The 12,106-nt window shown below is 59.9% G+C and carries 12 protein-coding genes; all 12 read left to right on the top strand.

The genetic code is table 11. The features are described 5' to 3' along the window. The 12 genes from LPB19_RS14680 to LPB19_RS14625 all read left to right on the top strand — a co-directional run bounded on the left by LPB19_RS14680 (nt 1) and on the right by LPB19_RS14625 (nt 12,105). Nucleotides 1-1,452 carry a sigma-54-dependent transcriptional regulator gene (locus tag LPB19_RS14680; protein ID WP_206643632.1) on the top strand — a complete coding sequence of 484 codons (1,452 nt, stop codon included), beginning with the start codon at nt 1-3 and terminating at the stop codon, nt 1,450-1,452. 237 nt (nt 1,453-1,689) lie between these two features. Continuing rightward, nucleotides 1,690-2,058: a flagellar hook-basal body complex protein FliE gene (gene fliE, locus LPB19_RS14675; RefSeq protein WP_206643631.1), complete on the top strand. Its 369-nt coding sequence runs from the start codon at nt 1,690-1,692 to the stop codon at nt 2,056-2,058. A 15-nt stretch (nt 2,059-2,073) separates the two neighbouring features. Continuing rightward, a complete protein-coding gene (gene fliF, locus LPB19_RS14670; RefSeq protein WP_206643630.1) occupies nt 2,074-3,777 on the top strand; it encodes a flagellar basal-body MS-ring/collar protein FliF in 1,704 nt (567 codons plus the stop codon). Between the two features lie 28 nt (nt 3,778-3,805). Continuing rightward, a complete protein-coding gene (gene fliG / locus LPB19_RS14665) occupies nt 3,806-4,816 on the top strand; it encodes a flagellar motor switch protein FliG (protein ID WP_228289129.1) in 1,011 nt (336 codons plus the stop codon). After that, complete coding sequence (locus LPB19_RS14660) at nt 4,816-5,709, top strand: flagellar assembly protein FliH (RefSeq protein ID WP_206643628.1); 894 nt, start codon at nt 4,816-4,818, stop codon at nt 5,707-5,709. Before fliG ends, LPB19_RS14660 begins: the two co-directional genes overlap by 1 nt. Next, nucleotides 5,690-7,087, top strand: coding sequence for a flagellar protein export ATPase FliI (gene fliI / locus LPB19_RS14655; protein ID WP_206643627.1), 1,398 nt, complete (start codon nt 5,690-5,692; stop codon nt 7,085-7,087). The genes LPB19_RS14660 and fliI overlap by 20 nt, the downstream gene beginning before the upstream one ends. Nucleotides 7,088-7,089: 2 nt before the next feature. Beyond that, a complete protein-coding gene (gene fliJ, locus LPB19_RS14650) occupies nt 7,090-7,533 on the top strand; it encodes a flagellar export protein FliJ (protein ID WP_206645808.1) in 444 nt (147 codons plus the stop codon). A gap of 120 nt (nt 7,534-7,653) precedes the next feature. Beyond that, nucleotides 7,654-7,959 carry an STAS domain-containing protein gene (locus LPB19_RS14645; RefSeq protein WP_206643626.1) on the top strand — a complete coding sequence of 102 codons (306 nt, stop codon included), beginning with the start codon at nt 7,654-7,656 and terminating at the stop codon, nt 7,957-7,959. A 24-nt stretch (nt 7,960-7,983) separates the two neighbouring features. Further along, nucleotides 7,984-9,741: an ATP-binding SpoIIE family protein phosphatase gene (locus LPB19_RS14640; RefSeq protein ID WP_206643625.1), complete on the top strand. Its 1,758-nt coding sequence runs from the start codon at nt 7,984-7,986 to the stop codon at nt 9,739-9,741. A 24-nt stretch (nt 9,742-9,765) separates the two neighbouring features. Beyond that, a complete protein-coding gene (locus tag LPB19_RS14635) occupies nt 9,766-10,110 on the top strand; it encodes an Hpt domain-containing protein (RefSeq protein WP_206643624.1) in 345 nt (114 codons plus the stop codon). A gap of 108 nt (nt 10,111-10,218) precedes the next feature. Further along, nucleotides 10,219-11,385, top strand: a complete 1,167-nt coding sequence (locus tag LPB19_RS14630; RefSeq protein ID WP_206643623.1) for a flagellar hook-length control protein FliK — start codon at nt 10,219-10,221, stop codon at nt 11,383-11,385. A gap of 225 nt (nt 11,386-11,610) precedes the next feature. Continuing rightward, nucleotides 11,611-12,105 (top strand): flagellar basal body-associated FliL family protein, encoded by a 495-nt coding sequence (locus LPB19_RS14625; protein WP_206643622.1) that lies wholly within the window; start codon nt 11,611-11,613, stop codon nt 12,103-12,105. The last annotated feature ends 1 nt before the right edge of the window (nt 12,106 follow it).

Raw genomic sequence — 12,106 nt, 5'->3', positions numbered from 1 at the left:
GTGGCCAAGGCTCAGATTCTTATTGTCGAGGATGACCATGACCTGCGGGAAGCGCTGGTAACCACTCTGGAGCTCGCCAAATACCGGGTTCGCGAAGCTGCCAATGCGCGCGAAGCGCTCGAGCGGCTGGCGGAAGCTCCGGTGGATATGGTAGTCAGTGACGTGAATATGCCGGGTCTGTCTGGCCATGAGTTGTTGGCAGAGGTTCAGCGTCTGTACCCGGGCTTGCCGATGATGCTGATTACGGCGTACGGGCAAATCAGCCATGCGGTGTCGGCCATGCAGGCCGGTGCAATCGACTATCTGGTCAAGCCCTTCGAGCCGCAGGTTCTGGTGGCCGCGGTCAGCAAGGTGGTTGGCGGCAGCCGGCAAAAATCCACCGATGCGCCGGTGGCCGAGGATCCCGTCAGCAAACGGATGTTCCAGCTGGCTGCCAAGGTTGCCGGTAGCGATTCCACGGTCATGATCTCGGGCGAGAGTGGTACGGGTAAGGAAGTGCTGGCCCGCTATATTCATCAGCAGTCGCCGCGGGCGGATCAGCCCTTTGTCGCGATTAACTGCGCGGCGATCCCCGAGAACATGCTGGAAGCCATCCTGTTTGGCCATGAGAAGGGGGCGTTCACCGGCGCCGTGTCTGCATCGCCAGGCAAGTTCGAACAGGCCAATGGCGGCACGATTTTGCTGGATGAAATCTCTGAGATGGAGCTTGGCCTGCAATCCAAGCTCCTCCGGGTGCTTCAGGAGCGTGAGGTCGAACGCGTTGGCGGGCGAAAAACCATCGCACTGGACGTGCGGGTGATCGCAACGACCAACCGGGATCTGGCCGATTACGTGCACGAAGGTAAATTCCGGGAAGACCTGTATTACCGCCTGACCGTGTTCCCCATGCACTGGCAACCGTTGCGGGAGCGACCGCTGGATATCATGGCGCTGGCGACAACCCTTTTGAAGAAGCACTGCCGCAAGATGAAGCTGACGGGTGTCACCTTTGCCGAAGATGCCCGGTTGGCACTGACGCGTCATCGTTGGCCGGGTAATGTTCGTGAGCTGGATAATGCCATCCAGAGGGCGCTGGTGCTGCACCAGGGTAATGTGATTCATGCCAGCGACCTGTGTCTTGAACTGGGCATAAGCGGTCGGGTAGAGGCGGCTGCACCGGTTGCGGCACCGATCCAGCCCGCTCAGCCGGTTGATGCGCACGCCGATTTTTCCATCCGCAACGAGGGCGATATGGCGCCGGCAGAGCAAGTCGATTTAAGTGGACCGGCGTCGCTGGGTGATGATCTGAAGCGTCAGGAGTTCCGTATTATTATTGACACGCTTAGGCAAGAGGGTGGCAGACGTAACCGCGCAGCCGAGCTGCTCGGGATCAGTCCTCGGACGTTGCGCTACAAGTTGGCCCAGATGCGGGATGCCGGCATCGACTTGGACTCGGAACTGGCCACCATCTGAATTTATCAAACGTCTCCTTCGTTATTAGGCACCCTGCGGGTGCCTTTTTTTCGTCTTCTGTTTTATCTCGATGCCGTCAAAACTCCGTCATTCTCCCGCCCCAATTTTTGTTGAAATATCCATAAGACACTGTAAATAAAGACAAAGGTTTATCTGGCCTGTTCTTTGCTAAAAGTTCATGAACAAGTTTCCAGAAAGACACCCGCTCGGTGTTCAGGGCGGGATGGGGAGAGAGTGATGGTTGAGCGTGCCGACATAAACAGTGTTCTTTCAGATATCCGGTCACTGCGTTCGCAAATGATGCAAAACCAGAGGATCGAGCAGGATCAGTCGGTTCGGGGGCGGATTGATGCGCCTCGCCAGGTTGACAAAACGCCGGAAACGCCCAGCTTCAGCGACATGCTGGGCAATGCGGTAAACAACGTCAATGAGCTGCAGCAGACCACCGGCGAGCTCCGTACCGCCTATGAAATGGGTGATCCAAATGTGGATCTGACTCAGGTTATGATAGCGGCCCAGAAATCCTCAGTGTCCTTCGAGGCATTGACGCAGGTTCGGAACCGTGTGGTCCGGGCCTATGAAGACATCATGAACATGCCGATCTGATAACGGAGCCGAAGCATGGCCAGCGTTCCTGCTGAAACAGCAATGACAAATGCGCCCGCAGCTCAGACGGCAGAAACGCCACAGAGCGGCAGCGATCTTTTCCTTGGCTTCAACCGTCTGCATCTGTTTCGCCAGATTGGGCTTATGGTGGGGCTGGCCGCCAGCGTGGCGCTGGGTGTTGCGGTGGTGCTGTGGGCACAAGAGCCCAATTACCAACCTGTGGTCGGTGATCTGTCTGCTTACAATCCCCAGGATGTCACCGCCATTCTTGAAAGTGGTGGCATCGAATACAAGATGGATCCCCGCACCGGCGCGTTGCTGGTGCCCTCCGAGCAGGTCTACAGCGCCCGCCTGAAACTGGCCGCCGAGGGCGTGACCGATCAGCAGACCCTAGGCTATGAATTGCTTGATCAGGAGCGTGGTCTGGGAACATCCCAGTTCATGGAAACGGTGAGCTATCGCCGTGGCCTGGAGGGTGAGCTGGCGCGCACCATAAGCGCCATGCGCGGTGTGCGCAGCGCGCGGGTTCATCTGGCGATTCCGGAGCGATCGGTGTTTGTTCGCGATGCCCGCGAGCCCTCAGCTTCGGTGTTCCTTGATGCGTTTGCCGGACGCCGGCCGGAGCCGGAGCAGATTCAAGCGATCGTCAATCTGGTTGCCGGCAGCATTCCGATGATGAAAAAGGACAGCGTGACCGTCGTTGACCAGAGCGGCAACCTGCTGACAGGCAAGGAGTCCAAGGCTGACACTGATCGGATGAAGGATCAGTACGAGTACACCGAAAAGGTGGAAGACCGGCTGACCCGCCGCGTGGCGTCCATCATTGGTCCGATCATCGGGGAGGGCCGCTACCGGGCCGAAGTGTCCGCCGACCTTGACTTCTCGTCGGTGGAACAGGCTGAAGAACTATTCAACCCTGAACAACAGGCCGTTCGCAGTGAGCGTGAGCTGACCGAACAGCGCGTTTCCGGCGCTGGTCCGACAGGAATCCCGGGCGCGCTGTCGAACCAGCCGCCGGGCAATGCCGCCGTACCGGAGCAGGCCAACGCCGGTGACGATGGCGAGGGTGGGGGCGCCAAACCGGTGGATGTGCGCCGCGAAGCCACTCGCAACTACGAAGTCGACCGAACCGTCAGCTACGTTCGCAAGGAACTGGGCCGCATCAAGCGCGTGACCGTTGCCCTGGCGGTCGACGACATGAAAGTGGTTGATCCGCAAACTGGCGACGTCAGCTACCAACCCTGGCCTGAAGAAGAACTGCAGCGTCTGAATATGCTGGTTCGGGACGCCGTCGGTTTTTCTGCGGCCCGTGGCGACAGTGTTACGGTTATGAACACAGCCTTCGCGCCGGTTGAGGCGATGGAATTCGAAGCGCCGGCGTTCTGGGAGCAGCCCTGGTTCTGGGATCTCATGAAACAGGTATTGGCGGGGCTGGTGATTCTGGTACTGGTTATCGGGTTACTGCGACCCACGCTCAGAAGCCTGTCCGGAAACGGGCAGCGGGAACGCGGTGGTGAGCTGGCCGGTGGCGGCTACGATGGCCTCGACGGGGTGGACGGCACTGATGAGTTGCGGCAAGCCATGAGCCAGGATGAGTTGCTTTTACCCGGTGCCGCAGATGGCTATGACAGGCAACTCAACGCACTCAAAGGCCTGATTGCGGAAGACCCGGCCCGGGTTGCCCAGGTGATGCGGCAGTGGGTGAACGTCGATGACTGATCAAAACCTTCAACAACAAAGTGGGAATATGGCACAGAAACCCCAGCGGAAAATTCCCCGGGTGGAGCAGGCTGCCATATTGCTGATGTCCCTCGGTGAAGCCGACGCGGCCGAAGTGCTCAAGCATATGGGCCCGAAAGAGGTTCAGCGGGTTGGCGTGGCCATGGCGCAAATGCAGGACGTCACAAAAGATGATGTGACTTTCGTGCTCAACCAGTTCGTGGATGCCGTCGGCGGCCAGACCGGATTGGGCGTCGGCAACGACGACTACATCCGGGCCATGCTGACGCAGGCCCTGGGCGAAGACAAGGCCGCCAGCCTGATCGACCGGATTCTGGTGGGCGGCAACACCACGGGTCTCGATACCCTGAAGTGGATGGAACCGCGGGCCGTGGGTGACATCATCCGCTACGAACACCCGCAGATACAGGCCATCGTTATCTCCTACCTCGACCCGGATCAGGCCGCCGAAATTCTGGCGACCCTGGATGAAAAGGTGCGGCTCGATGTCATGATGCGGGTGGCGTCCCTGGAGAGCATCCAGCCCCAGGCTTTGCAGGAGCTCAACAACATCCTGGAGAAACAGTTCTCCGGCGGCTCGGCCACTCAGGTCAGCCGGATTGGTGGTGTGAAGCGCGCCGCCGACATTATGAACTTCATGGACCGCAACATTGAGGGCAGCCTGCTGGATTCCATCAAAGACATGGATCCCGATCTGGCGTCGACCATCGAGGACCTGATGTTCGTGTTCGACAACCTCAAGGACATCGACGATCGCGGCATTCAGGCCCTGCTGCGCGAAGTCTCGTCCGAAGTGCTGGTGGTGGCGCTCAAGGGCGCAGACGACGCCGTTAAGGACAAGATCTTCAGCAATATGTCCAAGCGCGCTGCGGAACTGCTGCAGGATGATCTGGAGTCCAAGGGACCGGTCAAGGTCAGCGAAGTGGAAGGGGCGCAGAAAGAAATCATTACCGTGGCACGACGTATGGCGGAAGCCGGCGAGATCGCGCTCGGTGGTTCCGGTGAAGAAATGCTGTAATGAAAAACTCTGACCTGGACACGCCCATCCCGAAGGAGCAGTTGACGGCCTACGAGCGCTGGGAGCTGCCGCTGCTGGACGAGCGCGGTAATGAAATTGGCCGTGAGGAAGAGCGGCGGGTGAAACCGCTGACGGCGGCGGAAATCAGCGAAATCCGCGAAGCCGCCCGGGAAGACGGCTACAACGAGGGCCGTGACCAGGGTTACCAGGTGGGTCTGGCGGAAGGCCGCGAGCAGGGCCTGGAAGAGGGCAGATCCGCAGGTACCGACGAGGGGCGGGAGCACGGGCTGCAACAGGGACTGGCGGATGCGAAACAGGACGTGGATGCCCGGCTGGAGCGACTGGAGCACCTGATGGGCGAGTTGCTGCTGCCGATTCGTCGCCATGATGACGAGATTGAATCGGCGTTGCTGAACCTCACCGTGACACTGGCGCGTTCGGTTCTGTTGCGGGAACTGAGCCTGGATACCACCCATATTCAGCAGGTGGTGCGCCGGGCCCTCGGGGCACTGCCGCCAACCGCAGATAATGTACGGATCCATATTCATTCCCAGGACGCAGATCTGGTGCGCCAGGTTGCAGCACGCCTGGATACCCCGGCGTCGGTGGTTGCGGATGACCGCCTGACACCGGGTGGCTGTCGGGTCGAAACCCGCCAAAGCCTGGTGGATTTCTCCGTGGAAAAACGCTTCCAGCAAAGCCTGCAGGCCATGCTTGCCGACCAGGCCTCAGGCAATACCGCGTCGGCGGAGCGTCTGGGCGAGTTGGCCGGAGATCTGTCGGATATCCCGAATCCGGCCGCAACACAATCGCCAACGGCTGCCCCGTCCATTGGCACATCTCCCGATGAGGCTGCCGGCAAGGAGAAGGGCGATGACATCCACCCTGATTGAGCGCCTGAATAACCTCCAGCAAACGGCACAAAAAGAGCACGAGCCAGAGCTCTCCGGGCGGTTGACCCGCATGGTGGGGCTGACCCTGGAATGCGTGGGTTGCCCGATGGTGGTCGGTGACCGGTGTGTGATTCAGAGCCAGGGCAGCGGCAACGTGGAAGCCGAGGTGGTTGGTTTCGAGGATGACAAAGTCTATCTCATGCCGATAACGGCTATTGAGGGGCTCAGGCCCGGGGCCAGGGTGGTGCCGTTGTCCGCCGCCAGCCTGGTGCCGGTGGGCCCACAGATGCTTGGCCGGGTGGTGAATGGTGCCGGTGACCCCCTTGACGGCAAGGGCCCCTTGCAGGCCGAGGAACGGGTGTCGCTGAATGGCGAAATCATCAATCCGCTGAACCGCGCCCCTGTGCGGCAGTCCATGGACGTCGGTATCCGGACGATCAACTCCCTGCTGACGGTCGGACAGGGCCAACGGCTGGGCCTGTTTGCCGGCAGCGGTGTCGGCAAGAGCATGCTGCTGGGCATGATGACCCGTTTTACCGACGCCGACATCACCGTGGTGGGCCTGATTGGTGAGCGGGGCCGTGAGGTGAAGGAATTCATTGAGGACATTCTCGGTGACGAAGGGCTGGCGCGGTCTGTTGTGGTGGCGTCGCCAGCGGATGATTCCCCCTTGATGCGCCTGCGCGCAGCCATGCTCACCACCAGGATTGCCGAGTACTACCGGGATCAGGGCAAGCGTGTTTTGCTGCTGATGGATTCGCTGACACGCTACGCCCAGGCACAGCGCGAGATCGCCCTGGCGGTGGGTGAGCCACCGGCCACCAAAGGTTATCCGCCGTCGGTGTTCGCCAAGGTGCCGCAGCTGGTGGAGCGAACCGGAAACGGCCGCCCCGGTGGTGGCTCGATTACCGCGTTCTACACCGTTCTGACCGAGGGCGATGACCAGCAGGACCCGATTGCCGATGCGGCCCGGGCCATTCTTGATGGCCACATTGTGTTGTCGCGCCGGCTCGCGGAAGAGGGGCATTACCCGGCCATTGATGTGGAAGCCTCTATCAGCCGAGTGATGCCTCAGGTAACGGAACTGGAGCATTTCGCCCGAGCCCAGCGTTTCAAGCAGGTTTATTCCAGATACCAGCAAGCCAAGGATCTGATCAGTGTTGGTGCCTACGTCAAGGGCTCTGACCCGGAAACCGATTTCGCCATGGCCCACATCGCCAACATGCGCCAGTTCCTCCAGCAGGGACTGAACGAGAGTGCGCCCCTGCAGGACAGCATCCAGCAGCTGCTGACGGTGGTTCCCGAGCGACGTTCGCCGGATCGCCTGAAAAGTGCTGCGCCCCAGCCCATGGGAAGCCAGCCCGGAAGCTCTGACTGATGGTGGCCCGGTCCCAGCGTTTGAAGGTGGTGCTCACCCTGGAAGAGCGCAAGGAACAGGAAGCGCTCGAGCGCATGACCGAGGCGAAGAAACTGTTGGACCAGCAGCGGGAACAGGTGAATAATCTTAGCCGCTATCAGCAAGAGTATCGGGACCAGATCCGGGGCGGTCAGCAGGGCGTTGTGCCCGTGGCAAGGCTGCAGGCATGGCAGGCATTTATTGCCCAGTTGGATCAGGTCATCGTTCAGCAGCAGGCGCAGCTCGATCAGGCCGAGCGCGGGTTTGACGAGCGCCGGCTAGAGTGGCAGAAGGCCTGGGAGCGACGGCGCGGCATGGAGAAATACATCGAAACCTGTCGTGAGCAAGAACGGCGTGAGCTGGACCTGCGAGAGCAGAAACAGGCAGACGAAGCGGCCGGTCGGGCATATGCCTGGAGAAAGCGCTGAAGGTTTCTGTGATGTAATCCCCTGCGCATGCAATTCAGTTCGCTTGCGCTATTCTTACTCCTGAACAGATTGCACGCAGGTTAGGTGTGTGCGCCAAAAGGAGTTTACGGAGGTTTCGGAATGCCGATTGAGACGCGTCACCTGGAGGATAGCCAGACCTTGGTTATCAGTATTGACGGGCGCTTTGATTTCAGTACCCATCAGGCCTTTCGGGATGCCTACGAGCATTGCGACAACCTGGTCGACCACTATGTCGTCGACCTGTCTGAAACCACCTACCTGGACAGCTCCGCGTTGGGCATGTTGCTGCTGCTGCGAGACTACGCCGGCGGGGACAGCGCCAAGATCTCCATCGAGAACTGCAACAGCGACGTGCGTCGCATCCTCTCCATATCCAATTTCGAGCAGTTGTTCGCCATCCGCTGATGGGTGAACCTCCACGGGGGTAAAGTGGAAGCATCCATCGCCGATCAGCGGCCGCTGAAAATTCTGATCGCAGATGACAGCGATTCCGACCGATTGATTCTGAAAACACTGGTCAAGCGGATCGGTCATCAGGTATTCGAGGCCCGAAACGGCGAGGAAGCCGTCCACCTGTTCGAACAGGCTCATCCCGATATCGTGCTGCTCGATGCCATGATGCCCGTCATGGACGGTATGGAGGCCGCTCGCCGGATCAAGGCGCTGGCGGGCGAGCGAATGGTGCCGCTGATCTTCCTGACCTCGCTTTCCGAGGCGGATGCACTGGCGCGCTGTCTCGATGCCGGCGGGGATGACTTTCTGAGCAAGCCCTACAATCGCGTCATTATTGAGGCCAAGATCAACGCCTTCAACCGCATGCGCCGGATGCACCGCACGCTGTCGGATCAGCGGGATCACATCCGCGACCTGAACGATCAGATGCTCAAGGAACAGAAGATCGCCAAGCGGGTGTTCGACAACGTGGCCCACACCGGTTGTCTGGACGCTGTTAATATCCGCTACCACGTATCGCCACTGAGTATCTTTAATGGCGATGTTCTGTTCGCCTCACCACGCCCGGCCGGCGGCATGCTGATCTTCGTAGGGGATTTCACCGGCCATGGCTTGCCCGCGGCAATTGGTGCCATGCCGCTGGCGGAAATCTTCTACGGCATGGCCGCCAAGGGGTTCAGTGCCAAGGATGTGCTCCGGGAAATCAACCAGAAACTCAAGAATATTCTTCCCGTCGGTATGTTCTGTTGCGGGGCAATGATCGAAGCCGTGTTTCACCAGCACCAGCTGTGGTTCTGGAACGGGGGGCTTCCGGATGCGACGTTGATCAGGGCTAACGGCGACACCGTTGCCATGCCGTCTCGGCACTTGCCGCTCGGGATTCTGCCCCCCGATCAATTCGATGCCGGACTGGAGCAGGTAGCAACCCAGCCTGGCGATACCCTGATGCTGATGACCGATGGCGTGCTGGAATCCAGAAATGCCGCCGGTGAGCTGTTTGGCGATGCCGGAGTTGCTCAGGCACTGGACACCCGTGGCGGCGGAATGCATCCGTTCGATGCGGTGATCGGCAGTTTGCGTGAGTTCATCGGCGCCCATCAGGACGATGATGACATCACGCTTTTCTGTGTGGATATGGTGGATGATGCGGAAATCGCACCCTTGCCGGACCGCACGACCCTGCCCGGGCCCGCCGAGTGGCATTGCGAATATGAAATTCGTGAACGAACACTCGGAGATTTCAATCCGCTTCCGCTCTTGCTGCACATCTGCATGGAAGTACCAGGCCTGCGTTCCCGCAGTGGCGAAATCTACACCGTGCTTGCCGAGCTTTATAACAACGCCCTTGAGCACGGCATACTGGAACTGCCATCGGACTGGAAACACTCACCGGAAGGGTTTGGTAAATACTATCGTGAGCGACAGGTCAGGCTCGGCCGGGTGAAGGGGCACTTCATCCGTTTCAGTCTGTCGCATTCCATGAAACCGTATGGCGGACAACTTCGTGTGGTCTGTGAAGACAGTGGTTCCGGTTTCGACTTTGAGAATCATCCCGTTCTGGCCGCTGGTGATACCCGCTCGGAGCACACCCGGTACGCCGGCCGTGGGCTGTTGTTGATGAGGCAGTTGTCACAATCCCTTCGTTTTCACGGCCGGGGCAATCGGGTAGAGATCGTCTATGATTGGGATTTATCCGATGGCCCTTCGGATCGAATAACAAATGACCGGCACTGACCGGTTCTCCTGCAGAGCATGGCTATGAACGAAACACCACATATCGATCAGGAAGCACTCGCTGAACTTCAGGACGTCATGGACGATGAATTTGGCGTGTTGATTGAAACGTTCCTGAAAGATTCCCGTGAACGCATAGCCGGCTTGCGTCAGGCTCTGAACGGTCAGGATGCCGATGCTCTGGCGCAAATGGCGCACAGCTTCAAAGGCAGTTGCATCAATATCGGCGCCCCCCGGCTCGGAGCGCTGTGCCAGATTGTTGAGAAAGCCGGAAAGGAACAGAGGTTGGATGATGCACCGGCAACGGTGGATGCCATCGAAGCCGAATTCCGCAGTGTATCTGACATTCTGGAAGTTTTTGTCCCCTGACAGCGGAGCGCTGGCACCTCTTTTGCTATTTCCTGGTAAATGCCCGATAACCGGCTGCGATGCGGCAAGGCCTGGGCAATAACCAGTGTAAAACGGCAAGAGGTTGCCATGCCCCAAACGGTTCTTCCTCTGACTCCCTCGCCAGGGGGTCCCAATGACAGCAGTGCTACCAAATCCCGAGCTGGCAAGGCCGCGGACCCGGATGGGCGCTTTGAGTCAGTCTCGCGGGAGGAGCAGAAAAAGCTCGATGCCAGGACGGACAAGCGCCGTGAAGAAACCGAGTCTGCGGAGCGGCCTGCCGAAGAAACATCTCAGTCGGAAACGGCAAGTGCCCCCGGTGCGGACAAGGCGTCCGACTCCGCCGCCGGGAATAAGCCTGAGGCCGACCGCGACGACGCCGGGGTTGCCACTGCAGCGGACCCGGAAACCGCCGAGCCAGTGATGGTGCCGGTAACGTTCGTGGGCCTGCAGTCGCTGGTGGCCTCTGGCAATCAAAAGGGGGTGACTGAGCAAGGGCTGTCTGCTGCGTCAGTTCCCGCGCCGGGAATGTCGGCCGGTCAGGATGTGGCGGCGCGGTCCCTCCGGGCTGCCAGTGCCTCAGGCGCTCAGGGCCTGATTGCCGGGCAGGGCAGTTACGGCCAGGGTGCCCCTGGTGTCACGGCTGGCCTGCAACTCGCGGACGTCGCCACCACGGACGTTGCGCGGCCAACGGATGCTGCCAACCTTGCAGCCAGCCCGCGCTTGAGTGCCACGTTTGAGTTGGCGTCCCAGTTGTCGTCCAATCCTGCCACCAGGCTGACGGCCGAGACGGCGGTTCCCCTGAGGAGCTACGCCACCTCCATCGATCTGCCCGTGGGGCACGCGGAGTGGGGTGACAAGCTGGTCGGCAAGCTGAGCTGGTTGACCGCGCGCAGCATGTCGGTGGCGGAAATCCACCTGACCCCACCGGACATGGGGCCGATGGAGGTCAAAGTCCGGGTCCAGAACGAGCAGGCCAATATCGCCGTTCACGCGGCGAACCCCGTGGTCCGGGATCAGCTCGAACTCCACTCCCATCGCCTGCGGGACATGCTGGCAGAGCAGGGTCTTAATCTGACCAAGTTCGACGTCTCCGATTCGCCGCAGCAGCAGGCCGGGCAACAGGGTGCCGGTACCGATGCGGATGGTGGCGCTGGTGACAGCGGCGGCGAACTGGCCGCGGTTGAAGGTGATGAAGACATGGCGGCCGGTGCGCTCGATCTGAGCTGGAATGGCGAAATCGACGTTTTTGCCTGATCTGAACACCCTGAAAAAATCGTAGCCGGCGGCTTCCGTTAAAGCCGCCGCCGGTTCGCCCAGGCTTCCAGTGATCGATTTTGCCCAACCCTCCTGGCAACGCTAAACTGCGCGTTTTCATTTCGGCATCGGGTGCGGGTTATGTTCTGGCCCAAGCTTTGCATTTAATCTCTGAAAAGCGCGGATACGCGCCTCACACGACGAATTTCTGGCACAACAAACACTATGGCAGATAACAACGCGCCTCCTGTGGCACCGGCGAAACAAGGCAAGCTGAAGCTGATCATCATCCTGGTGGTTGCGCTGCTTCTGGCAATCGGACTCTCGGTAATGGGAACCCTCTGGTTTCTCGGCGCCGGCAACGATGCGCCGGACAGCGAAGAGACGGCTGAGGAGGCGTTTGTTCCCAGCACCTATGTGAAGCTCGACAAGGCGGTGGTGACAACCATACAGGCAGAGGGGCGGCAGCGTTACGCGCAGGCCTACCTTGCGCTTGAGGCACGGGACCAGGAAGCATTGACCGCCGCCCAGCTGCATCTGCCGTTGATTCGCAGTCAGCTGGTGATGGTGCTTGGCAGCAGCCAGTATGAACAGCTGCAAACGCCTGCCGGGCGCTCGGAACTGGCGGACGCGATGTTGGCGACCGTCAATCAGGTGCTGGAGCAGGAAGGCGAGCCCGTGATTGAGCGGGTGCTGTTACAGAATTTTGTTGTGCAATGAG

Source organism: Marinobacter salinisoli, from assembly GCF_017301335.1.
GTDB lineage: Bacteria > Pseudomonadota > Gammaproteobacteria > Pseudomonadales > Oleiphilaceae > Marinobacter > Marinobacter salinisoli.
The sequence above is the reverse complement of the archived record's forward strand: the minus strand, read 5'-3'. Positions and strand labels throughout refer to the sequence as shown.